The sequence below is a fragment of the Sediminibacterium sp. FW305-C-61 genome, from assembly GCF_058231065.1.
The window spans coordinates 177,685-202,188 of record NZ_JBIQXR010000001.1 but is presented as its reverse complement, the minus strand read 5'-3'; the positions used below and the strand labels follow the sequence as shown (position 1 = coordinate 202,188).

Sequence of the window (24,504 nt, the reverse complement as noted above, 5' to 3'; positions counted from 1 at the left end):
GATATTTCGGTTATTTTAATGTAAACCCTTTTTCTTTGGTATGTTCTGAATCAGGACCTATCATCAGTTTAAATTCACCGGTTTCATTCACCCATTTCAAGTTGCTGTTGTAAAACTTAAGGTCTTCGGGTGTAATGGTAAAAGCTACTGTTTTGCTTTCTCCTTTTTTCAGGAAAATTTTCTGAAACCCTTTCAATTCTTTTACTGGTCTTGTAACACTTCCTACCATATCTCTGATGTACAACTGCACTGTTTCTTCACCATCGTAATTACCGATATTACTCACGGTAACGGTTGCAGTAATTTTCTGTCCATTACTCAGGTTGTTGCTGCTTAAGTTTATATCGCCATAGCTGAACTGTGTGTAACTTAATCCATAACCAAAGGGGTACAATGGTTCATTGCTTACATCAAGGTAATTCGATTTGAATTTGGCAGATGGCTCGAGGTTAAACGGGCGTCCGGTATTTTTATGACTATAATAAATAGGAATCTGACCAACATTTTTAGGGAATGTCATACTCAGTTTGCCGGATGGATTGTAGTCGCCAAATAATACATCGGCTACTGCATTGCCTGTTTCTGTTCCACCAAACCAGATATCGAGTATAGCGTCTGCATTGGCAGCCTCCCAGTTAAGGGTAAGCGGTCTTCCGTTTAACACTAAAATTACCAATGGCTTACCTGTTTGTTTTAGTGCTTTCAGTAATGCCATCTGGCTTTCAGGTATACCAATATCACTGCGGCTCGATGCTTCACCACTCATATCGGCAGCTTCTCCAACTACGGCAACCACTACTTCTGAAGCTTGCGCTGCTTTCACAGCTTCTGCAATCATGGTTTCTGCACTTCTGGTATCTTTTTCTATTTCTACACCTAAGGCATTGGCGCGTGCAACAAGCATAGAGTCGGTACTGATATCGGCTCCTTTTGCGTAGTTGATTTTTCCATTACTGCCCATGGCTTTTTTCAATCCTTCAAGAATGGTAACTGCTTCTTTCCAATCGCCCGATACTGACCAGGTGCCGAGCATATTTCTCCTGTTATCGGCTAGTGGTCCTACCAGGGCAATATTTTCCGATTTTTTTAATGGCAAAGTCTGCGCAGTGTTTTTCAGTAATACAAATGATTTTGTAGCTGCCTCGCGAGCTTGCTGGCGAGTAGCTGCAGTCATAATTTCTACTGACGCACGTTCATTACTTGTATTGCGGTGAGGTGATGTAAATAAGCCCAGTTTATATTTGGCCTCCAGTATTCTTCTACAAGCTGCATCAATTTCCTGAATGGTTATTTTTCCTTCCTGTAAAGATTTTTTTAGTGTGGTGAGAAATCCTTCACCCACCATATCCATATCCAAGCCTGCTTTTAATGAAAGTGCTGAAACGGTTTGCAGATCGCCCATACCATGTGCAATCATTTCATTTACTGAAGTATAGTCAGATACCACAAAACCATTGAAACCCCATTCTTTGCGAAGCAGGTCTGTGAGCAACCATTTATTTCCTGTTGCTGGTATGCCATCTATTTCATTGAATGAACTCATTACGCTGGCAGAACCTGCTTTTACTGCTGCTTTATAAGGAGGAAGATAATCCTGGTACATGCGCAGGCGACTCATATCGGTGGTGTTATAATCTCGTCCTGCTTCTGCAGCACCGTATAAAGCAAAGTGTTTTACACAGGCCAATACAGCATCTTCTTTACTAAGATCGTTACCCTGGTAACCTTTTACCATTGCAGCAGCGATTAGTGATCCCAAAAATGGATCTTCACCCGAGCCTTCAGCTACACGCCCCCAGCGTGGGTCCCGGGCAATATCAACCATAGGTGAGAATACCCAGTTCAGTCCATCGGCACTGGCTTCCTTTGCCGAAGTGCGAGCCATACCTTCAATCAGCGGTATATTCCAACTGCATGACATGGCTAATGGAATAGGGAATGTGGTTTTATGTCCATGAATAACATCAGATCCAATTAATAATGGAATACCCAGTCTCGACTGACTAATAGCCAGTTCCTGAGCCTTGCGTACTTTCTCTTGTCCAACTACGCCAAATAGTCCACCAACTTTTCCTTCTTTGATTTTCTGTTCTACGTTTTTACTCACCACTTCACCTGTGGCTACACCACCTCCGGGTGTTAGCAGGTTTAGTTGTCCGATTTTTTCCTCAAGGGTCATTTTCTTCATGAGGTTGTCTACAAACTGCTTCATGCCCTCCTGCTTTTGAGAGATAGCAGCCGACGAAACAGTTACAAATACGATGATTGCAAGCTTCTTTATCATGTCTGAAAGTTGAATTAGGACCGAAAGTTAGGCTGATTCCGGCATATTGGTTGCTATTTCCTATCACATTATCGATTACGAAAATCAACAGTGCCAGGCTTCTTCTAATGTTTTCCTGAAAAGATGATTAAGTAGTTCTGTATCTGGCTGTATAGGAGTGTCAAGTGTTTTTACGTATTCATTGTAGAAGTGAATCTTCGCATCCAAGAATGTATTCAATATATCAATTCTTGACCCTTCATTCAATTCTTCCCCAACTATTTTTCTTTTCAGTAACCCTTCAATCTCTTTTTTCACGAGCGGGTCCTTTACCTGTGTATCTAACAGTTGCTGAAATTCCATTGGGGCCATTGAATTGGTCTGCATGATCCAGTCGCATGCAAGGATTGGTCTTAATACATAGAAATATTTTTTTATCCTAACCTGTTCACGCTGTAGGTATTCTTTATAATTACCTTCTGCCATGTGCAGATAATGATGCAGGCAGGATTTTGGATTGAAATAGGTATTGGTTAATTCTCTTAGCTGTTTTGCTGTAGTATAGTTTTCTGAATAGATAATGGGGCTGCGCAGCCATTCGAGCATAGGTGGGTTAGATTTACGGAAAAGTCGTAATGCTTTTCTTAGCTCCCATCCAGCAAGGTCAATATCGTTTGGCAATATTTTTTCCTGGCTGTCTTTTTTATCATCAATGCTTAAGTACCAGTTGGGCTGGTGAACATAAATATACCTTACATCCCAGTCGCTGTTGGTAGAGGCAAAGCCCCATGCCCTGCTGCCGCTCTCTACTGCGTATAGAATTTTAATATTATGCTCTTTTTCTAATAGTATTAGTTCCTCTTGAATAGCGTCTTTCATGTATAGCTAATTGTCGGGTGATCGATTTTTATAGCCGTAGATTCTTGATGATGAATATCTAATCTGCGAATTTGTGGCTAAAATTTTATTGTCCTGTTTCAAAAACAGCAATCAGTTTCGGATCGCTGAAAATAGTCAAATTGTTTTTTAAATATGCCTAGTTATTCAAGAAGCATTACTGATCTGAAGACTAAAATTCCGGCTAATCCATTATCCAATTTTGCCCATCCCCAAAAAATCATGTTATTTGCACACAAATCAATCCCATGCTTCCTAAGTTTAAGCGTATCCTGCTCAAGTTATCCGGAGAAGCCCTGCTGGGTGACCAGCGAAACGGTGATCCATTCAATCCACAGATCATTGAACAATATGCACACGATATTAAACTGGTAACCAATCTAGGTGTGCAGGTGGCCATTGTAATTGGAGGTGGAAATATCTATAGGGGTATGAATGAGGCAGATAGCGGTATTGAACGCGCACATGGCGATTATATGGGAATGCTGGCAACGGTTATCAATGCTATGGCTATGCAGGCCATGCTTGAAAAAATAGGCGTGTACACGCGTTTGCAAAGTGCCATTAATATGGAACAGGTAGCTGAACCCTATATACGCAGGAAAGCATTACGACACCTTGAAAAAGGCAGGGTAGTAATTTTTGGCGCAGGAACAGGTAACCCATACTTTACTACCGATACAGCAGGGTCATTAAGGGCCATTGAAATGAAAGCCGATGTTATCTTAAAAGGAACCAGGGTAGATGGCGTTTATACGGCTGACCCGGAAAAGGACCCAACAGCAACCAAATACGACAAAATCAGCTTCCAGGAATGTATTACCAATAACCTGAAAGTAATGGATATGACCGCTTTCACCCTTTGTATGGAAAACAAGCTACCCATTATTGTTTTTGATATGAATAAGCCCGGAAACCTGCTAAAAGTGGTGGAGGGGATGAATGTAGGGACTTTTGTAAGCTAATGGCCCATTGGTGTAAAATAAAATTTACCCATCCGGTCCGTTGTTAACTTCATATTGATGAAAAAAATCCTGATTCTAATTTGCTGTGCCACTGTTAGCCTGGGTTATGCACAGGGACGTCTAACTTTAACGGATGCCATTCAAATAGCACTTAAAAACAGCCTTGATATTCAGCTTGCCAAAAACAATCTGGAAATCAGTACCATCAACAACCATCAGGGGATAGCCGGAGCTCTACCAACGGTTACAGCTACTGCAAATGATAATGAACAAATTATTTCTATTAATCAGAAGTTTTCTGATGCTTCCAGAAATACCACAAGAAACAATGTAGGATCTAATAACCTATCTGTGGGTGTAACCGGTACTATTTTATTATCAAATGGCTACCGTGTTGTTACAACTAAAAAAAGACTCGGTGAACTAGTTGCCCAAAATGAGCACCTGCTGAATGTGCAAATTCAGAATGCGATGGCGGCTGTGGCTACCCGATACTATGATATTGTTCGAAACCAGGGTTTTATCAAAACAATCGAACAGTCAATAGATGTATTTCAGAAAAGGCTCGATATTTTACTTGCAAGAAAAGAAGCAGGGTTATCAAATAACGCCGATATTTTTCAAGCGAGGCTCGATCTGAATGCACAACTACAACAAAAGCTTCAACAGGAACTCGTTATTCAACAAGGTAAAACAGATTTATTAAACCTGCTTTTTCTGAGTCCCGACTCTACTATTAATGTTGTTGATACCATTTTGGTAGATAAGAATATACTGTTAACCACGGTACAGACAGCTTTGAAAAATAATCCTCAACTATTAAGTGCGGAACAGCAGATAAAAATCAATGAACTGATCGAAAAAGAAACTGCAGCATTGGGTAAACCTACCTTGCGTGCAAACACCGGATATAATTTTAATAACACAAAGAGCGGTGCAGGTTTCGCTTTATTGAACCAGAGTTATGGACCTTTTTTAAGTATTAATCTGAGCGTACCGATATATAATGGTTCTATCTTTAAAAAACAGCAACAGGTTGCTGAAATTAACTCCAGGAATGCTGTTATACAAAAGGAAACCCTTGTACAAAACCTTGAAACAGGCGCGGTAAGAACTTATCAGGCATATAAGAATGCACTTCAACAACTCGAAACGGAAGTTGAAAATTATAAACTTTCCATGCAACTACTTGACCTGGTTTTAAAAAGGTTTGAATTAAACCAGGCAACCATTATTGATGTTCGTCAGGCCCAACAAAGTTTTGAGGCAACGGGTTTTAGGATGATGAACCTGACTTATACCGCCAAATTGGCTGAAATTGAATTAAAAAGACTGGCCAACTCGCTAACACCATAGTGTTATGATTACGGGTAGCAGTTGTATTTCAGCAGGTATACTTTGCTGGCTTTAAAATCGATTGAAAAAATGCTACTCAAACCTGTAGATTCCAAGCTGCCAAATGTTGGCACCACAATCTTTACCGTGATGAGCCAGTTAGCAGCACAACATAATGCTGTAAACCTCGGTCAGGGATTTCCGGATTTTCCGATGGAAGCAGCATTAACTGAATTGGTTGATAAAGCTATGCGTGATGGATACAACCAATATACCCATATGAATGGTTATCCATTATTGCGGGAGCAATTAGCAGCTAAAGTAGCAAGCATATATGGCACGGTTATCAACCCTGATACTGATATTACTATTACACCCGGAGGTACTTATGCTATATACACTTCTTTAACCACTGTACTACAACCCGGTGATGAAGTGATCGTTTTTGAACCGGCATACGATAGCTATATTCCAAATATTACTATCAATGGAGCAATACCTGTCCGTATTCCCTTAATCTATCCCGATTATTCTATACCATGGGATATTGTGCGGGAGAAAGTGAATGCGCGCACACGCATGATTATGATCAACTCACCCCATAATCCTACCGGTGCAGTGCTTACTGCAGCAGATATGCAGGCGTTAACAGCCATTGTTGCGGATACCAATATATTGATACTAAGCGATGAGGTTTATGAACACCTGATTTTCGACGGGCTGCGTCATGAAAGTATTTTGCGTTATCCTGAATTACTGAAAAGAAGTTTTGTTTGTTTTTCTTTTGGTAAAACCTATCACTGTACCGGCTGGAAACTAGGCTATTGTATCAGTGCTCCTGAGCTGATGCATGAGTTCAGAAAAGTACACCAGTTTAATGCATTTAGTAGCGATACACCCAAGCAGGTTGCATTAGCTACCTATTTGCAAAATGAAGCAGCTTACCTTGAACTCGGTGCAGCTATACAGGTTAAAAGGGATTATTTCAGGGAAAAAATGCTTGCTACCCCATTTGCCTGTATTCCTTCGCACGGTAGTTATTTTGAATGCTACAGTTATGCGGCTATCAGTGATGAGCCTGATACTGTTTTTGCCAAAAGATTAACCATCGATTATGGTGTAGCGACTATTCCGGTATCTGTATTTTATCAGGATGGGAAAGATGATAAAGTGGTGCGCTTTTGTTTTGCAAAAAAAGAAGAAACGCTGGATATAGCAATTCAAAGATTAATGCGATTATAAAAGCGCGGTACATTAAACCCCATTTTTTATTTTTTTCTTGTAGTGCCACTACCGTGCACGGAAATATCTGTGGTTGCCGGATTACCATAGTAATCAACTGTTCCTGAACCTTCAATATTAATTTTCAGGTGCTGGGTACAATTCAGTTCTATATGCCCTGATCCATGAATACTAACTTCAACCTGCTGTGCAGGTATGGTAGCGCCAAACATAGAGCCTGAACCATTAATATGGTAGGCCATTTTAGGAAAAGATGCATTCTGTATTTGAACTTTCCCTGATCCGTTAATAAAGGAAGTTAGCTCGGTACCATGCGTGAAATTGCTAATGATGATGTCACCAGAGCCATTTAAATAAACTGATCTTATATCAGCTACTTCAATCTTTATTTTAATATTGTCGTTTTTAATATTGTAACTGCTTTTATATCCAAGTGTTAATTCTCCATCTTTTACAGATGATTCATAGATGTTTAACAAATTTGCATAGCCACTTATACTAAGTTTCTGTGAATTTGATTCGACGATTTCAACATCCGCAGATCCATTCACACGGAGTTTTGTAAAACCTGGCACTGTTCTGTCTTCTGTTAGCACTGGTCCATCTCCAACAATACTCTTCGTGCATGATTGTAATATGGATAATACAGAAAATAATACTAAAATGCCTTTTACATATTTCATTGCTCGATTCATTAAGGCAACAAAATTCTGCCATAGTTTAAAATGCAAATGCAGCATATGGATAGGATCATTTTTTTTAGGGATGAACAGTAAATGTGAAGGATGAGCAATATGAATAATGTCTCCAAAAAGAAGCGCATCACATATTTATGTGATGCGCTTCTTTTGTAAAATTGATTAATCTTATTAGCCTCTGCGAAACCTCTCTTTCTCATATTCTCTGCGGTGAACTGACCTGAATGTTTACCGCAGAGAACATGAGAACGCAATGATTGAACAGAGTAACCCTTTATCCTATTGCTGCATTCAAATCATTGATGAGGTCATCTATATCTTCAATACCTACACTAAGGCGGATAAGGCTATCGCTTAATCCATTTTTTATACGTTCTTCACGTGGAATAGAAGCGTGTGTCATGGATGCAGGATGATTGATCAGTGATTCAACACCCCCTAAACTTTCTGCCAATGCAAAAACTTTGGTAGAGGATAAAACCCTTCTTGCATTTTCAACGCTATCGTCTTTCAAAGTAAAACTCATCATACCACCAAAACCACGCATCTGTTTACTGGCTATTGCATAGCCAGGATGATCTGTAAAACCACACCAATATACCTGACTCACTTTTGGATGGTTGCGCAGGAACTGGGCCATTTTCTCTCCATTCTCACAATGACGTTGCATGCGAACATGTAATGTTTTAATACCCCGTAAAACAAGGAAACAATCCATTGGGCCCGGTACTGCACCGCAACTTTTTTGAATAAAATATAACTGCTCTCTAAGGTTTGCATCATTCATTACCAGACAACCCTGTATAACGTCACTATGTCCACCAAGGTATTTTGTAGCAGAATGCATTACAATATCTGCCCCAAGATCGAGTGGGTTTTGTAAATAAGGGGAAGCAAAAGTATTGTCAACACAAAGTAATACACCTGCTTTTTTGGCAATTGCTGCAACGGCAGCAATATCCGTAATATTCATGAGAGGATTGGTTGGCGTTTCAATCCATATGAGTTTTGTGTTAACAGACAATGCTGATTGAATATTTTCTGCATTGGTAGTGTCTACATATTTAAAGCTGATGCCGAATTTCGCAAATACTTTGGTGAACAGTCGATAGGTGCCACCATACATATCATTGGCAGCTATTACTTCATCACCGGGTACCAGTAGTTTAATAACCGCATCAGTAGCAGCCACACCACTGCTGAAAGCAAGACCAAATTTTCCGTTTTCAATCTGAGCATAAGCGTCTTCCAGTGCCTTTCTGGTTGGGTTTTGGCTACGGGCATATTCATATCCTTTATTTACACCCGGTGCTTCCTGAACATAGGTAGATGTTTGGTAAATGGGTGTCATGATTGCACCGGTAGAAGGGTCGGGCTCTGTACCCGCGTGAATGTATTTAGTGGCAAGTTTCATAGTATTTTTTTAAACTGGTTGGCTTGGCAACCTTAGTTGTTTATTAAGCCCAATATGAGGTAGTAGTATTAATTTCTTTTTGCCTTAGTGGCCGGCTCTTCCGTGAAGCTGATTGGAAGTCCTGCTTTCAGGTCATCCCAAAGAATTACCATCTGTGCGCCATTTTTGGTTTCTTCAAAGTACATGGTAAATGCTTCAGTATTATCTGAATTTCTGCTGATTTCAACATCAGTTCTCAACAGATCTTTTTTGGCATCATAACTAAAATTTCCCCAGCAGAAATTATCCTTATTTAAGATTAGGGTCCATTTTTTCTCTGTTGGAATGCAGTATAATGTATAGCGACCTTTTGGAATGCTTTTTCCATCGATTTTTACATTTTTGAAAAATTCGATTTCAGAAGCTTCATTTGCTCCAAGCCGCCATAATTCATTGTATTTGATTATTCCGCCAAATATGTCACGTCCGCTTTTAAGGGGTCTACCATAAATAACCCGGGCTACCGGAACATCTTTGGCTTTACCACTCATTTTCAGGATGGGGTAATTAGCTGGCCAATAGCTCATATCCATAGGTGACTTGTCGAGATCGGTTGGTTTTTGTTGTGCTGAAAGACATACGGAGAGACATAGTGAAACAAACAATAATAAACACTTCATGGAATAACGATTTTACAAAGTATAAAGTTGCTTTTTTTTACGCTTCTTTCAGCAAATCAAGGGCCAGTTTTTTAATATCAGGAAAAAAATTGCCATAATTGGTACTTAAATCTGCATAATGGGCCTCAAAGAGTTCAAACGCATTGTTTTCGGGGGGAAGATATCGGGCTCTGCGTCCAATGCCATGGAAACTTTTTTCTATACCCCAGCTAAACCGGTAATTATACAACCAGTTCTGTTTTTTCATGAATGGATACATCTGCGCGAATTTTTCAGGGAACAGGGATGTATAAGGATCAAGCAATTGATAGGTTTCGGCTGAAAAAGACATCCATTCTTCTTCAGTATAAATTGCAGGATCGATTGCCAGGAAATGATCATAAACTACATCTATAAAAGCGCCTGCATAAGCACCCACCGCCGGGTACAATAAAGATTTTGCATTTTTTGTAGCGAAATGGTGATCTGTGAATTCGTCGATTTTACGGTGCAGTCTTATGCCTTTCTGAATTCCTGGCGGGTAATCGTATTGTTTTTTCCCTTTTACAAAATCACTGATCATATTTCCAACCAACACTTCAGGATTGCCAAACGACAAATAAGCATGTGCCAGGTAGTTCATGTTTGTTTACGCTTAAAAAACAGGAAAGAATAAATTGAAGGAATGATTACAATGGCCAATGTTAAACAAATAAAACCAATAAAGGCAGTCATAAACGGTAATATAAATGGTAATACAGCCATCAATAACCCACCCGGTATCCAAAGTTTGGCAGCCAGTTTATGTGTTGCGGCCCAGTTAGCTTCATCTTCCAGGGTCCAGGGTAAACGCAATCCTATAAAGTAATTGGGCTTAATGTCGCGCATGAAATAGCCGAGTATTGCCATCAATAAACCAACAGAAGGCAATACAATATTTCCAACACCAAAATTTGAAAGACGGTCGCTCATCGACAAAACTATACTGGTACTTACCAAAGAAAGAAATACAGTAATTATCAGAGCCAACTTTTTATGGGTTTCGGCAGAAACCTGGGCTGTTTTTTTAGGATCTATTTTATGCAGATTACTGATCAGCATGTATACACCAAAGCCAACTACAAACAATATGCTTGTGTGTATGAAAATATTTGATTTTGAACCAAAGCGATCTGCTACTCCATCTGCATTAAAATGAACTGGAATAGTAGCTGGTAAACCCGGATAAAAAAAGGCTGCTAATAACAGAGGAATAGCCAATATTATTAGTGCCAACAACGGAGATGTAAAAAAACGTCTCATTTGCATGGTTTTCTTAAAGATACGAAACCTGGAATAATTCGTCTGAAGGCTTGCCACTGCTAAAAATTAACCGCATAATAACGGCTTTTATGTTTTTTTTATGAAATCGCTTATAATTCAGTGCTGTATTGCATTACAGCCGATTATTAACATGGCTTAACATAGCTTTTAACACCGTTCATAACAATCAATCTGCAAGTCAATCTACTTAATCACAATTCATAAAATAGGGTGAGAGACATTTTTACTTTTGGATTGTCAATGGAAACAAATAACTCAAAATACAATCATCAAAAAAGACCATTATGAAAAAGTTTATTCTAGCCACACTTATCACAGTTGCAATTGGCGGCAGCGCATTAGCTGCAGATGTTAGCAAAGTAAGTTTTCGCGTATTAAATGCTTTTGAAGCACAGTATGCGGATGCAAAAGATGTTAACTGGACAGTTACCCCAGATTACACTAAGGTTAAATTTACCATTGAAGGACAAAGCGTTGAAGCTTTTTACAGCAGCAATGGTGATGTAATTGGTACTTCCAGAAAAACTGAATTTGAGCGCCTGCCATTACTTGCTATTCAAAAAATCAAAAAAAATTACAGCAAATTCACCGTTACAGAAGCAATTGAATTTGAACTGAAAGACGAAAGAAAATATTATGTATCCATTGAAAATGGTACAGACAGAAAAATCCTGGAAGTATCTATGTATGGACAGGTAAGCGTATTCGAAAAGAAGAATTAAGTTGGTGTTTGGTTAATCTGAAAGGTCCCCGGTAGAAGCAGCTACCGGGGCTTTTTATTTACAAAGGATTGCATACTAATAAACTCTCCCTCCAGTTTCAAGGTTTGAATTGTCTTATGGAGTCGCTCAAGTAAATATCCATCGCACCAGCGCCTTGTAAATAATGGCAATCCATAATTTTCGATAGGTATAAACTCCCATGGATGAAAATAAAGGCAGATATAACCATCTTTTTTTAAGGTTTGAATAGTCAGGGTTTTAAATAGCAGCCAGGGCATATTTTTGAAAGTGAGCCAGAATAAGGGAATGCGTAAATTGGGTGAAACAGATGCAGGAACCCGGGTTATGCCCGCTTCTGTATAGGTTATACGAGGCAGGTGTAAATTATTATATCTTCCAGGTAACCAGGTTGGGTTAATGGAGGAATCGTATGTATAACCTGCAGCTTTTACTGCTTCCATTTCAACTTTTCGCATTCTGGGCATTCTCAGACCTGTGACGGATTTTCCGGTAATTGATTCCAGTTTTTGTTTTGAATGTAATAAATCTGGTTCCGAAAAACTTGAGTGGTAATAGGTATGGGAAGCTATTTCATGTTGCTCAGCGAGTGTTTTTATTGCATCCGGGAAAACAGATGCAAAATTTGCCGTTGTAAAAAGGGTAGTTTCAATTGACTTATCCGTTAAAATTGAACTTAGACTGTCTAATCCTTTTTTACCAATATTGAGTTGTTCATCTTCTGTTATTGCATGTCCATATTCAAGGGGCATATCAAATTCTTCCACATCAAAACTCAATAAAATAAATCTGCTGGAATTCATAGGTTTGACTCTCTAATAATATAATGTGGCCTGTTTTTGCTCTGCATAAATAATTTACCAAGATATAATCCAATAATACCAAGGATCATTAGCTGAAGCCCTCCAAAAAATGCAATGGTTGCAATGAGTGAGGTCCAGCCCGAAATAGTTTTCTCAAAGAAATAGCTATACACAATATAAGGAACATAGAGCAGGGATAACATCGAGAACGCAAATCCAAGATATGCGGCTATATAGAGTGGTTTAGTACTAAAAGAAGTGATCCCTTGCAATGCAAACCGAACCATTTTCTTAACGGTGTATTTTGATTGACCATTTTGTCTTATACCGGGTGTATAGGAAATGGCAACCTGACTAAATCCCACCCATCTTGACAACCCCCTCAGGAAAAGATCATTTTCATTGAAATTGCGGAAAGTAGGCAATACCTTTTTATCCAGCAATCTGAAATCTGCCGCACCGGGGTCAAGTTCAATGTCTGATACTTTATTCAGCAAGTCGTAAAATAAGGCAGAAGTTTTCTTTTTAAATAAGGGAGTTTTGAAATCGTCTTGTCTTGTGGTATATACTACTTCGAATCCCGATTCCCACTTTTCGATCATAACAGGAATTAATTCAGGAGGATGTTGTAAGTCACCATCCATCATAATAACTGCATCTGCTGAATCGGTAACAGAATCAATGCCTGCTTTTAGTGCGTTCTGATGTCCAAAATTTCTAGAGAGTGAAATATAAAACAAGTGTTTGTCAACTACTGCTAAAGATTTTAATAATTCAACCGAATGATCTGAACTTCCGTCATCTACAAAAGTAATGGTATAATCATAGGCAGTTGGTTCCATCACTTTTTTAACAGCATTTATAACCGCTGGTATATTACCCGCTTCATTGCATACCGGTATTACAATGCTAATTTGCTTTTTCATAGTGTATTAGCATTTTGGGTTGAAATAAATTTTTTGAATGTGAGCTCTTTTATCATCAACAACCAGATAATAAAACAAGGGAGTGCTTTCATAGCATACTTAACAAAAAAGCCATCCCGTATACTTTTCGGAAACAGATCAGTAGGAGAGAGTATGGTAAAGAGAAAAAGCAGCAATAACAGTAGTGTTTCTTTTTTATTGAGTGGTAATTTCTGTGAAAACCAGATGGCTATTCCGGTTAGGGCAATTATATAGGTCGGTGATTCAGCAGATGAACTGAAAATCACAACAGTCACCAAAAGCATGCAGTAATAAGTAAGGGAAAACTCTTTTACAGCAAATAACTTATACCTTGTGAGAGGTGCCAGTAACATTATTGCGGCTGGGACAATAATGGCATAATTAGGGAGGTTCTGCAAATTGAAGATTCTTCTGAGCATTCCACCAACAGAAATATCCTGCATGCCAGATCTTACTGAAATATCAATATTAGTTCCATTTTTCTCCACAAGTGAATGAAACCAATCTTTATATGATTGAATGATAAATTCAGGGGAAGAAATCAGCATAGGAAGTACAACAAGTACTAATAACCACCCTATAAAAGAAAGTACAAATGTTTTCTTCTTACTGGTAAACAGGAAAAGTACCAACCCAACGATACTGTAAAGCTTTATCAAAAATCCGGCAGCAAGTAAAAAAGTAGCTGGAATCGGTTTGTTTTCTTTTATTAAAACATACGCAAGCAACATCGAACCTGCCAACATTGGATTGAACTGTACACTATGAGTTGAAGTCATTAGTTCAATGCATGCAATAAGCAGAACGGTATAAAATTGATTTGTTGGGAGGTTTAATCTCCTGATTGCATAAAATAGCACCCAGGCATTAACGATGCACCAAATGGCACAACCAAGGTAAACTGGAACCAAGGTGAAAGGGGCAATCAATAAACTAAATAGAGGGCCGTAATGATTACTATCGGCATATTCGGCAGGATAAAGCTGGTATAAGTTAACCTGTTGCAGTGTATGTTCATATACACCCTTATAAATGAGAAAATTATTGATTTCTCCATATCCACGACCTATTTCTAATAGTGCGGCAATTAGGGTTGTAACAAACCATACAACCACCGGTAAGGCAATCGTTAGCTTACCGATTGTTTTTTCGGAGTAGAGAATTTTCATGCAGGTAGTACAAGGTTATCAATTTTTATTGGAAATTGGAGATTAAAATGAGATTAGAAATCCTGCGTAAACATTTGAAAATCTTGCATATATGAAGGATAGACCTTTTGAATATCCATCATTGACAAAAGGGTAAAAGAGGGAGAATATTTTAAAAAAAGTACCTTTGCACCCTTTAACTGAATAATTATGAATAAAGGGCCTGTTTCTCAGTTTATTTTACATCATTACCGCCATTTCAATGCTGCTGCATTGGTGGATGCTGCCAAAGGGTATGAAACTCATTTAATGGAGGGTGGTAAAATGCTGGTTAGTCTGGCAGGAGCCATGAGTACCGCAGAGTTGGGCATCAGCCTGGCAGAAATGATTCGCCAGGATAAAGTGGCCATTATAAGTTGTACAGGTGCAAACCTGGAAGAGGATGTAATGAATCTTGTTGCGCACAGCCATTACAAGCGTGTACCTAATTACCGCGACCTCACCCCGCAAGATGAATGGGATCTTCTCGAAAATCACTATAACCGTGTTACCGATACCTGTATTCCGGAAGAAGAGGCTTTCCGCCGTCTTCAGAAGCATTTAGTAAAACAATGGAAAGATGCTGAGGCAAAAGGAGAAAGATATTTTCCGCATGAGTTTTTATACAAAACGGTATTAAGCGGTGAGTTGGAACAGTATTATGAAATTGATCCAAAGAATAGCTGGATTGTAGCTGCTGCTGAAAAAAACCTTCCAATTGTTGTTCCTGGATGGGAAGATAGTACAACAGGGAATATATTCGCCAGTTATGTTATTAAAAACGAACTAAAGGCGAGTACTGTAAAAAGTGGTATTGAATATATGGTGTCACTTACTGAATGGTACCGTGAAAATAGTGGTGGTAAGGGAGTGGGCTTCTTCCAGATTGGGGGTGGTATTGCGGGAGATTTTCCGATATGTGTTGTACCAATGATGTACCAGGATCTTGAATGGCATGATGTTCCTTTCTGGAGCTATTTCTGTCAGATTAGTGATTCAACCACTTCTTATGGTTCTTATTCAGGAGCCGTACCGAATGAAAAAATTACCTGGGGTAAATTAGATATCAATACGCCTAAATATATTGTTGAAAGTGATGCTACGATTGTGGCCCCTTTGATATTTGCTTATTTGTTAGGTTGGTAACTAAATTATCCAATCTCTCTGCGTAACCTCTGCATTCTCCTTTCTCAGCGGTGAAAAACGCGTGCATTCACCGCAGAGAAATGAGAACACAAAGTTTGCGCTGAGTTAAAATAAAAACGTCCCGATAAAAAATATCAGGACGTTTTTATTTATGGGAATAATTTAATTATCTCGGAGGCATATTCAAAGGAATATCGCGTTTCAGCATTGTATCCTTATTAGCAATTACCCATGCAGTGTGGTAAATTAATCTTGCTCTTTTCTCCATCACGTCAAAATTAATTTTTTCAACTGTATCAGTTGGGCGATGGTAATCGCGGTGTGTACCGTTGAAATAGAAGATTACAGGAACTCCTTTAGCTGCAAAATTATAGTGGTCGCTTCTGTAATAGAAACGGTTAGGATCTTTAGGATCATTAAACCTTCTATCCAATTCCATATTGCTGTATTTCTTGTTTACATCATCTGTAATTGGTTTTAAGTCGCTGCTTAATTTATCATCACCAATAACATAAACATAGTTCATAGAATCGCCTTTATAAGTAGGGTCAATTCTGCCGACCATATCAATATTCAGGTCAACGGAAGTTTTATCTAATGGAAAAATCGGGTGCTCTGAATAATAGCGGGATCCCAATAATCCTTTTTCTTCCCCTGAAACATTCATAAACACCATGGTTCTGCGTGGACCATCTCCTTTTTTCTTTGCAGCAGCAAAAGCTTCAGCGATTTCCAATACACTAACGGTACCAGAACCATCATCATCAGCACCATAATAAATCTGCCCGTTAATAATACCTTCATGATCGTAATGGCTTGTTACAAAAACATATTCATCAGCTTTATCTGTGCCTGGTAAAACGGCTATTACATTGCTGCTTTCAAGGTCATTTACTTTTTTATCCGCCTTGATTTTTAACTCAGAGCGATATACACCTTTATTTAACTCAGCCATTTGTTCGATGGTAAGTTTCGACATACGACCCAATAAAGCGCTAGCCACTTCTTCAGAAACAGTGATTGCAGGAACTGGTTCAGTGGTTGGCTTAGTAAGCGACATGCCACCTTTTGTCTGGCTCGGTGTTGTTTTTGGAAATGCTTTTGATACGACCAGGATTCCTGCAACATTTTTACTTCTTGCTGTAGTCATTTTACTGAAAATAGATCCTGCACCTCTTGGGTTAGCATTACCAGCGCCGCCCGGAACTCCATCAAGTATCAGCACAATTTTACCTTTTACATCGAGGTTTGCATAATCATTGCGTGAAGAATCGCTGAGGCCATAGCCTGCAAAAACTACTTCAGTATAAGTATTGCTTCCACCAGCAATATTGCCTACAGAAGCAGCATAATCTTTATCGGCAGTAAAAGGACGACCGTTCACAGATAATGAACTACTGATAAGTTCGAGCTGGTATAAAGGAAATGAAGCCTGGTAGCTGCTGCCATTTCCTGGTTTTAAGCCCATTTTTTTATACTCTGCTTCCAGATAAGCTGCAGCTTTACGCTGGCCTTCCATAGCAGTTTCACGGCCTTCCATTTCAGGACCGGCAACAATGGTCAGGTGTTTTTTAAGATCACCCATGGTAATTCCTTTGGCATAAGTAGCCGGATCACCTTTTTGTGCGATACCCATAGTCGTAGACAACAGGAATGCAGATAGTACAATAATTCGCATAGTTATTAGTGGTGTTTAAAGATTATGAACAAGCAATTTTTCCAACCCGGGTTGCATGGCGCCCACCTTCAAAAGGAGTACTCATAAAAACTTCGATCATCTGTTGTGCCAGTGCTAAAGCTACAAATCTGGCTGGAATACAAATAATATTCGCATCATTATGCATTCTGATCAGGGAAGCTACATCATTTTGCCAGGCAAGTCCGGCACGGATTTGTTGGTGCTTATTAGCTGTAATCGCTACACCATTGGCACTTCCGCAAAAAAGGATGCCAAAAGCCGCTTCTCCACTTTCAACACTGCTGGCAGTAGGGTGCGCAAAATCAGGATAGTCAACAGAATCGAGTGAAGGGGCTCCAAAATCTTTTACCGTATAGCCCTTACTGATAAGCCAATGTTTAATAGCTTCTTTATATTCAAAACCTGCATGATCTGAGCCGATCGCTATAGGTTTCGACACATCAAAAACATAATTCATGTGTAAGAATTGAGGAATGAAATTAAAGGATTCATGTAAGAGCCGTATAAAAAATATTTAAACGGACTAATCAAATTAGCTCCACTCTTCCTGATCCCTTCTTTCCTGCTCCTTTGAAACCCTTGCAGAAATGATAATACTTAACTCATAGAGAAAGAATAAAGGAAGAAATACCAGTAGCTGGCTCATCCAGTCTGGACTAGGTGTAATTATCGCAGCAGCAATCAGAATAATTACCACCGCATATTTTCTGATTCTTCTTAAATAGGAAGGAGTAATCAAACCAATTTTGGTAAGTAAGTATGCCAATACCGGTAATTCAAAAGCAATACCACAACCCAGGATAATATTAACCAGGTTATCTAAATAATCTGAAAAGGTAGGTATGGTGATGATGGTTCCTTTGTTTCCTAATTGAAATCCGGCCAGGAAATTAAATGTGAAGGGCCCCAGCAGAAAATAACCAAATGCAGCTCCCAGGAAAAAGAAAAAGGATACCCAGAATATGATAAACCTGGTACTTTTTAACTCTTTTTCTTTCAAAGCTGGTTTTACAAAGCGCCAGAATTCCCAGAATATATAAGGGAAAGCCGCAATAATACCACCTACAATCGCAATACTAATGCTGCCCATGAACTGCCCACCAAATGTGGTGCTTTGCAGGTTCACCGTAACGGGTGGCATGCATAGTGCATCTCCCATATGTGCCCAATGACTGAAATCACACAAGGCTTTATAGCTTACAAAATCAGGATTAATTGGGCCTTTGATGATGTTTTCAAATATCCAGTCTATATATATGAAGATGACAATGGCAAAAATCAGGATAGCAAGAATAGAGCGAATGATATGCTTTCTCAATTCTTCCAGATGGTCTATAAAACTCATCTCTGCCTGTTCTGTACCCTGGTTTCTTTTAAATAAGGCCATGCCTGTCAACTACTTTTGGAGTGGGCAAAGTTAGTGGTAAGAGCAACACAAAAGCGCCTGTTTTTCAGCTATTCTTTTGTAACTCCCTTTTTATCTGGTTACCAAGATCGGCAGTGTCGGAATAAATAAAGGATTTTTGGGCTGCACCGCTAAGGGTGGTAGAATGAGGGCTGTTAATCTGACGCAGGTACCAGACATTCTTACCCTTTCCCAATGCATAGCCAGCTTCAATTCCTACACCGATTGCTTTTTCGGAGCATTCGGCAATTAATAGATCTGCATGGTCAATCTCCTGAAATGCCTGCTGCATCATTGCGGACTCTTCGGCAGGGGTAAAACTAAAATGGTCAACAAAAACAAATAATGCTATGCCCTGCTCTTCTAAAATTTCCCGAAGAACTTCCACAACCTGATTCAGCATGGGGCGCATTGAAAGACTTAGAGCCAGGTATGCACGTTGCATCAACGTAATATTTTAAGCTTCACAGTGTCGATCCTGGTTTCACTAACACTGAGAATATCAAAACGGTAGTCGTCAATGATGATGGTTTCTTTTAGTGTTGGAATTGATTCGTGTTTCTGAATAATATAACCACTTAAAGTTTCAGAATCATTTTCCGGAAACTCCAGGTTGTATTTTTCTTTGAGATAATCAAGTTCCAGACGACCACTTAATATAAACTCATCATCCGCCAATTGTTTTTCTACAAATTCCTCCACATCATATTCATCATGAATTTCCCCAAAAATTTCTTCGAGCAGATCTTCCATGGTAACAATACCCGCAGTACCTCCGAATTCATCAACTACCCAGGCAATGCTTTTGCGTTCTTTGGAAAACTTATTTATCAAATCGGCAGCACTCATACTTTCAGGTACGGCAAGTATGGGGTGCAATATTTCTTTAATGGAGCCTGGTTTTTTAAACAGGTCTGTTTGGTGAACATAACCCAGGATATTGTCGATATTCTCATCAAAAATCAACAACTTGCTAAGTTTGGTTTGAACAAATTTTTGTCGTAGTTCTTCGAGTGAAATGTCTTTATCAACCCCTTCAATCTCAGTTCTGGGAACAAGGCACTGTCTGATTTTAATTGTTGGCAGACTTAAGGCGTTCTCAAACAGTTCTGTATTGAGTTCCTGGTTGTCTTCATCCTGTTCTTTGGTTTGCTGAAAAAAGTGTTCTAGGTCAACTTTTGTAAATGCATTATGCTTATCGTTAACCCGAATATTGAAAATATATTTTAGTATCCACTGTGCCAGGTTTACAAACAAGTTGGTCAGTGGCTCGAAAATGGTATGAAAAAATTTAGCCAGTGGTGCAAAAAAACTCAGCAAGCTATCATTTCTTGCCCTGAAAATGGCCTTGGGAATAAACTCGCCAAAGATTAATACAACAACCGCTGAAATAACTGTATCAATAAAAAGTTTGAGGTATTCATTCTTCACATTAGCCGGATTCCAAGCAATGCCTTTGAGGAACTCATCAAAGAGTAATCCATAAATTACAAGTATGGAATTGAGCCCTATTAAACAAGTGCCGATAAATTTGGCAGGATTATCAACAAAATCAGAGAGGATAATACCGCTTTGTTTTCCCTGTTTTTTTTTCAGTTCAATGCTTAACCGGTTTGCTGAGACAAAGGCAATCTCATACCCGGCAAAAAAACCGATAAAAATAAGTGATATAATGATCCATACTATTGTATAGAGTTCCGTCATGCGAAGGATTGTTTATGCTAAGATAAGCGAAATATAGCTTTTGGGGGATAGTCCATGGTCCATAGACCAATGGTTTTTCGTTCAAAAAAAAGTGCCCCGTAAAAACGGGGCACGGACCGATCGTTAACAACATGAGAATCGGCTGTGTGAGATTATAATGCACATGAAGAAACAAGCAATCGAAAAAGAATGGGTAGCCGGCAAGTGACCACCCATCCGGGGTATATAGATCCGAGTTGGTATATTATTGCTATAGGTAATTAGCTATATGCTATTTAAAATCAACGGTACAATTCTGGCACTTCATATCTATTTTCAACCCTTTTCCGTCTCCAACTGTTGCCGAGAATTTAACAGGTGTATTTGATCCGCTGCGGTTTAACATTAAAGTACCACCAGTTGCAGGTTTTGGAGCTGTTGAAGCTACTAATGGTGCAGTTGAAGCCTTCATAGTACCTTTAACAACGATTTCATCAGCATATAGTACAGTTTGTGAATTGGTTGAACTTTTTGTCATAGCGGTGATATCAGCCTCAGTAACTTGTTCTGCGGTTTTCTCAAAATCGCCATATACTGTACTGTAACTTCCGAGGAAGTTAACTCCGTAATTTTTAGTATCGCGTAGTGGAATACGAATATCAGCATACCTGTTGTCTATTTTAATAAGCTTAACATTACTGCCTACATTTCTGATTTTAACATCTGCATTACTACCATCCATTTCAAGCGAACCGGTTAAACGGGTGATGCGCAGGTTACCATAATTTTTACGACCCCTTACTTCTCCGGCATCTTCTACTTCAAACTCGTCGTTTGTACTAACCATTTTAACTTTTTTGGCAGATGCCATCTCAATGGTAGCGTATTTACTTTCAATATCAAGATCATCAATATTGTTCGCACTTAGGCGTCCATTAGCAAACTCAATCTCAGCTTCTTTTATATCGCGCATATTTGCATTGGAATATTTTGAGCGAAGACGAAGTTTATTCAGGTTCTCCGCTTCAAAATTGCCATTTGAAATATCGAGCAGCACATCACCAATGCCTGAGGGTAATTGTACATCTGCATATTTGCTTTCGATATCCATTTTGCTGCCGGCAGGCACATAAATAACCAGTAATTTTTTCTGTGTTTTAATGTTAGCAACGCGTACATTGCTGGATTGGGTTCGGAATCCAGATACTATAACAGGCTCAAGTGAGTAACGACCGTTGGTAGAAATGTTGTAGGTTGAACCGAATGAACCGAATCTTGTATTATTTGATTTTATTTTCACAGATGTTCCGAGCGCTTTCAGGCTTATTCCAACCTTTTCAAACCACTCTGTATCAGTTAAGGTACTTTCATTCTCATAATATACGGTGGTAACCAGTTTCACCTTAGCCTGATCCCAGGTTTTTACCTGTAAAGCAATAGAACTGTTTTCAACATAAATTTCACCGCCTTTTGGCATCGCAATTTCCTGACTGATTTCTTTTGATTTAAGTTCCTGTGGTTTAGTAGTATCATTTATAGTATAAGAATAACCATTATCCGATATTACTATTGCATTACCCGGAGTTGTTCTTACATTGGCTAACTGAATGTTCCCTTGTCCTGAAGAATAGGTTTGTGCCAAACCGGCAGATGCTAGCAGGATGCCTAACAAAGAACCGGTGATTTTTACATTACTGAATCGCATATCATAGATGTTTTAGATGTGTATGAAATAGGTTTTAATACTGTCAACCGGACGCCTGATTTGTTTTACCCGGTTGTTTATTTTATTCATTTCGGTTTGTAATTGCTTTAAAGTGCCAAGCTTTATCTGGTATAGATTAATTAACTGATTTAATAAATCATCTGTAAGACCCTGCTTCACTACTTCAGCTTTGATACTTTTTTCTTCTTTTTCCAATTGTTTCATTTGGGTCTTGAAATCAGCGAAATATTCTGCTGATTCTGCATACATTGGAATAGTGCCTACTTTATTGCGCTGAAGATTGATCACCTGTTTAAAGCTGTTTTCAACATTTTGTAAAACAAGTAAATCAGCTCTTTGTGTTTTAGTTTTGGAAGGGAGCGTTTTACTTTTATGCATGCCAGCTGAAGCAAGCGTATTGATAGGTGCCGGAGTAGTTTCCACTGCTTCAATAGCTGGTTCAGTTGGATTTTCAACAGGTTGTTTCTTCAACTCTTTCACGGCAACTGCTTCTTTCAAAATATGCTCATTGTCTGATTTTGATAAGATCGTCCAGGTACCAATTCCTGCCAAAACCAATATACAAGCAGCAGCTACCCACCTGGTAATACTGACAACCGTAATGGTTTTTATTACCGGTTGCTGAACTTGTATCCTTTCCCAAACCATTGGAGATGGTTCGTCGGAATCAAGTGCTTCCCTGTTTTGTTGCAGGTATTTTTTTAACTCATCCATTTACCTGTATTTGTTTTATAATTCTTTCTTTTAATAATTGTCTTGCCCGATGGTATTGACTTTTACTCGTTGATTCAGATATACCAAGGTTTGAGGCGATGTCTTTATGACTAAAATCTTCCAATACATACAGGTTAAAAACCTGTCTGCATCCGTCCGGGAGATTTTTAATTTCTTTATGCACAATTGAAAGATCTATTGTTTGCCACCAGCCTGGCTCCTCGTTACTTATGGTGTTGTTCCACTGTTCATCCATAGGAGCCCAGTAGGTATTTTTTTTACAAAAACGAATACACTCATTCACAACGATTCTTTTGAGCCATCCTCCAAATTGTGCTGGTTCCTTTAATTGTTTCAGGTTCCGGAACGCAATCATAAAAGCTTCCTGCAACAGGTCCTCAGCATCGCTTGTATTCCCCGTCATACGGGTACATATATTAAACATTGCTTTACTATACTGTTTATATAGCCAAGCCTGCGATGCCTGATCCCCCAGGCAGGCTTTTCTCACAACAGCCGTTTGTATGTTTATTTCCTGTTCCAATGATTCGTTCCTGTATTAAGAGTATAGAGGGTTAAAAAGGTTGGAAATAAGGTATAACTTTTTTCAGTGGGTAAACTTACGCCATAAAAAAAGCGGGAAATCAATCTGTTCCCCGCTTTCAAGTATTTGCATTTCAACCACTTATGCTAAATCCATCACTGGCTTGTTTTGCAGTATTGCTTCTATTTTCTCTAAAACCTCGCTGCTAAGCATGGGTAATACCTGCAATGCTTTCAGGTTTTCTTCCAACTGTTGCTTTTTTGTGGCACCAAGTATTGCAGTAGTTACATTAGGGTTTTTAATGGTCCATGCAATGGCCAGCTCTGCAAGACTTACATTCATTTCTTTTGCAAGTAGCGCTAGTTTTCTGGTTTTCTCAATTTTGGCCTCCTGTACCCATCTTTCTTTTAGCCAGTCGAACCCTTCGATTGCCAGACGGGAATCTGCAGGGATCCCATCATTGTATTTTCCGGTTAGAAATCCTGCCGCCAACGGACTCCAGATGGTTGTTCCTAATCCTACGTTTTTAAATACCGGTAAATAATCCTGTTCCATTTTAAAACGTTCAAACATATTGTACTGAGGTTGTTCAACTGTTGGACCAATTAAACCGTATTGCTGTGCAACCCTGTGTGCTTCCATTATTTCTGCACCACTCCACTGGCTGGTACCCCAGTAAAGTATCTTACCCTGTTGAATAAGGTTGTGCATGGTCCACACTACTTCTTCAATAGGTACATTGGTATCGGGGCGGTGACAAAAATATAAATCAAGATAGTCGAGCTGAAGGCGGGTTAATGCTTCATGACAAGCTTCTATTAGATGTTTGCGGCTAAGACCTGTTTGGTTGGGTTTGTTTTCTTTTCCTCTCCATCCAAAATAGGCTTTCGAAGAAACGGTATAAGAGGTGCGGTCCCAGTTTTTCTTTTTGAGGATTCTACCCATCATTTTTTCACTTTCACCCAAAGCATAAGCTTCCGCATTGTCGAAAAAATTAATACCCTGGTCATAGGCAATACCCATCAGTTCATCGGCAATACTATCATCAATCTGTTTGTGAAATGTTACCCAGCTACCATAACTCAAAACACTTAACTGCAAGCCTGTTCGGCCCATTCTTCTGTATTCCATATAT

The 24,504-nt window shown here is 39.1% G+C and carries 24 protein-coding genes; 5 read left to right on the top strand and 19 right to left on the bottom strand.

Annotated elements, in window-relative coordinates:
* Positions 1–10: 10 nt before the first annotated feature.
* Positions 11–2,284 carry a beta-glucosidase BglX gene (bglX, locus tag ACH30E_RS00765; protein WP_490823199.1) on the bottom strand — a complete coding sequence of 758 codons (2,274 nt, stop codon included), beginning with the start codon at positions 2,282–2,284 and terminating at the stop codon, positions 11–13.
* Between the two features lie 84 nt (positions 2,285–2,368).
* Positions 2,369–3,142: a nucleotidyltransferase domain-containing protein gene (locus tag ACH30E_RS00760; protein WP_490823198.1), complete on the bottom strand. Its 774-nt coding sequence runs from the start codon at positions 3,140–3,142 to the stop codon at positions 2,369–2,371.
* A 266-nt stretch (positions 3,143–3,408) separates the two neighbouring features.
* On the opposite strand from ACH30E_RS00760, the gene pyrH reads away from it, so the two are divergent.
* The 3 genes from pyrH to ACH30E_RS00745 all read left to right on the top strand — a co-directional run bounded on the left by pyrH (position 3,409) and on the right by ACH30E_RS00745 (position 6,702).
* The gene (gene pyrH / locus ACH30E_RS00755) at positions 3,409–4,125 is read left to right on the top strand and encodes a UMP kinase (protein WP_294989185.1); all 717 of its coding nucleotides are present in this window, start codon (positions 3,409–3,411) and stop codon (positions 4,123–4,125) included.
* 57 nt (positions 4,126–4,182) lie between these two features.
* Positions 4,183–5,481 (top strand): TolC family protein, encoded by a 1,299-nt coding sequence (locus tag ACH30E_RS00750; RefSeq protein WP_294989182.1) that lies wholly within the window; start codon positions 4,183–4,185, stop codon positions 5,479–5,481.
* Between the two features lie 69 nt (positions 5,482–5,550).
* Positions 5,551–6,702 carry a methionine aminotransferase gene (locus tag ACH30E_RS00745; protein WP_294989179.1) on the top strand — a complete coding sequence of 384 codons (1,152 nt, stop codon included), beginning with the start codon at positions 5,551–5,553 and terminating at the stop codon, positions 6,700–6,702.
* A gap of 26 nt (positions 6,703–6,728) precedes the next feature.
* On the opposite strand, the gene ACH30E_RS00740 is transcribed toward ACH30E_RS00745, so the two are convergent.
* From ACH30E_RS00740 to ACH30E_RS00720, 5 genes are all read right to left on the bottom strand, one after another.
* Positions 6,729–7,385, bottom strand: a complete 657-nt coding sequence (locus ACH30E_RS00740; protein ID WP_294989176.1) for a GIN domain-containing protein — start codon at positions 7,383–7,385, stop codon at positions 6,729–6,731.
* 289 nt (positions 7,386–7,674) lie between these two features.
* Entirely contained in the window at positions 7,675–8,814 is a 1,140-nt protein-coding gene (locus ACH30E_RS00735) for a cystathionine gamma-synthase (RefSeq protein ID WP_294989174.1), read from the bottom strand.
* 68 nt (positions 8,815–8,882) lie between these two features.
* Positions 8,883–9,473 carry a DUF2911 domain-containing protein gene (locus ACH30E_RS00730; protein WP_294989170.1) on the bottom strand — a complete coding sequence of 197 codons (591 nt, stop codon included), beginning with the start codon at positions 9,471–9,473 and terminating at the stop codon, positions 8,883–8,885.
* A 37-nt stretch (positions 9,474–9,510) separates the two neighbouring features.
* The gene (locus ACH30E_RS00725; protein ID WP_294989166.1) at positions 9,511–10,095 is read right to left on the bottom strand and encodes an acyl carrier protein phosphodiesterase; all 585 of its coding nucleotides are present in this window, start codon (positions 10,093–10,095) and stop codon (positions 9,511–9,513) included.
* The gene (locus ACH30E_RS00720; protein ID WP_490823196.1) at positions 10,092–10,754 is read right to left on the bottom strand and encodes an SdpI family protein; all 663 of its coding nucleotides are present in this window, start codon (positions 10,752–10,754) and stop codon (positions 10,092–10,094) included. The genes ACH30E_RS00725 and ACH30E_RS00720 overlap by 4 nt, the downstream gene beginning before the upstream one ends.
* 305 nt (positions 10,755–11,059) lie before the next feature.
* On the opposite strand from ACH30E_RS00720, the gene ACH30E_RS00715 reads away from it, so the two are divergent.
* A complete protein-coding gene (locus tag ACH30E_RS00715) occupies positions 11,060–11,497 on the top strand; it encodes a hypothetical protein (protein WP_294989159.1) in 438 nt (145 codons plus the stop codon).
* Positions 11,498–11,538: 41 nt separating this feature from the next.
* Here ACH30E_RS00715 and ACH30E_RS00710 read toward each other — a convergent pair whose 3' ends face one another.
* The 3 genes from ACH30E_RS00710 to ACH30E_RS00700 are packed head-to-tail and all read right to left on the bottom strand — an operon-like array spanning position 11,539 to position 14,434.
* The gene (locus ACH30E_RS00710; protein ID WP_490823195.1) at positions 11,539–12,318 is read right to left on the bottom strand and encodes a polysaccharide deacetylase family protein; all 780 of its coding nucleotides are present in this window, start codon (positions 12,316–12,318) and stop codon (positions 11,539–11,541) included.
* Entirely contained in the window at positions 12,315–13,244 is a 930-nt protein-coding gene (locus ACH30E_RS00705) for a glycosyltransferase family 2 protein (protein ID WP_490823194.1), read from the bottom strand. The genes ACH30E_RS00710 and ACH30E_RS00705 overlap by 4 nt, the downstream gene beginning before the upstream one ends.
* On the bottom strand, positions 13,241–14,434 hold the full coding sequence (locus ACH30E_RS00700; protein ID WP_490823193.1) for a glycosyltransferase family 87 protein: 1,194 nt from the start codon (positions 14,432–14,434) through the stop codon (positions 13,241–13,243). Before ACH30E_RS00700 ends, ACH30E_RS00705 begins: the two co-directional genes overlap by 4 nt.
* A 189-nt stretch (positions 14,435–14,623) precedes the next feature.
* Here ACH30E_RS00700 and ACH30E_RS00695 point away from each other — a divergent pair, with 189 nt between their 5' ends.
* Positions 14,624–15,598 carry a deoxyhypusine synthase family protein gene (locus tag ACH30E_RS00695; protein WP_294989148.1) on the top strand — a complete coding sequence of 325 codons (975 nt, stop codon included), beginning with the start codon at positions 14,624–14,626 and terminating at the stop codon, positions 15,596–15,598.
* A gap of 166 nt (positions 15,599–15,764) precedes the next feature.
* Here the strand turns inward: ACH30E_RS00695 and ACH30E_RS00690 are convergent, their stop codons facing one another.
* The 9 genes from ACH30E_RS00690 to ACH30E_RS00650 all read right to left on the bottom strand — a co-directional run bounded on the left by ACH30E_RS00690 (position 15,765) and on the right by ACH30E_RS00650 (position 24,500).
* Positions 15,765–17,276, bottom strand: a complete 1,512-nt coding sequence (locus tag ACH30E_RS00690; RefSeq protein WP_490823192.1) for a M28 family peptidase — start codon at positions 17,274–17,276, stop codon at positions 15,765–15,767.
* Between the two features lie 22 nt (positions 17,277–17,298).
* Positions 17,299–17,754 (bottom strand): ribose 5-phosphate isomerase B, encoded by a 456-nt coding sequence (rpiB, locus tag ACH30E_RS00685; RefSeq protein WP_294989143.1) that lies wholly within the window; start codon positions 17,752–17,754, stop codon positions 17,299–17,301.
* A 75-nt stretch (positions 17,755–17,829) separates the two neighbouring features.
* A complete protein-coding gene (gene tatC, locus ACH30E_RS00680) occupies positions 17,830–18,684 on the bottom strand; it encodes a twin-arginine translocase subunit TatC (RefSeq protein WP_294989140.1) in 855 nt (284 codons plus the stop codon).
* Positions 18,685–18,748: 64 nt separating this feature from the next.
* Positions 18,749–19,147, bottom strand: coding sequence for a nucleoside 2-deoxyribosyltransferase (locus tag ACH30E_RS00675; RefSeq protein ID WP_490823191.1), 399 nt, complete (start codon positions 19,145–19,147; stop codon positions 18,749–18,751).
* Positions 19,147–20,406, bottom strand: coding sequence for a hemolysin family protein (locus tag ACH30E_RS00670; protein ID WP_294989135.1), 1,260 nt, complete (start codon positions 20,404–20,406; stop codon positions 19,147–19,149). Before ACH30E_RS00670 ends, ACH30E_RS00675 begins: the two co-directional genes overlap by 1 nt.
* 271 nt (positions 20,407–20,677) lie before the next feature.
* Entirely contained in the window at positions 20,678–22,090 is a 1,413-nt protein-coding gene (locus tag ACH30E_RS00665; RefSeq protein ID WP_490823190.1) for a DUF4097 family beta strand repeat-containing protein, read from the bottom strand.
* Between the two features lie 12 nt (positions 22,091–22,102).
* Positions 22,103–22,825 (bottom strand): hypothetical protein, encoded by a 723-nt coding sequence (locus ACH30E_RS00660; RefSeq protein ID WP_490823189.1) that lies wholly within the window; start codon positions 22,823–22,825, stop codon positions 22,103–22,105.
* Entirely contained in the window at positions 22,818–23,336 is a 519-nt protein-coding gene (locus ACH30E_RS00655) for an RNA polymerase sigma factor (RefSeq protein WP_490823188.1), read from the bottom strand. The genes ACH30E_RS00660 and ACH30E_RS00655 overlap by 8 nt, the downstream gene beginning before the upstream one ends.
* A 174-nt stretch (positions 23,337–23,510) precedes the next feature.
* Positions 23,511–24,500 (bottom strand): potassium channel beta subunit family protein, encoded by a 990-nt coding sequence (locus ACH30E_RS00650; RefSeq protein WP_294989125.1) that lies wholly within the window; start codon positions 24,498–24,500, stop codon positions 23,511–23,513.
* Positions 24,501–24,504 lie beyond the last annotated feature (4 nt).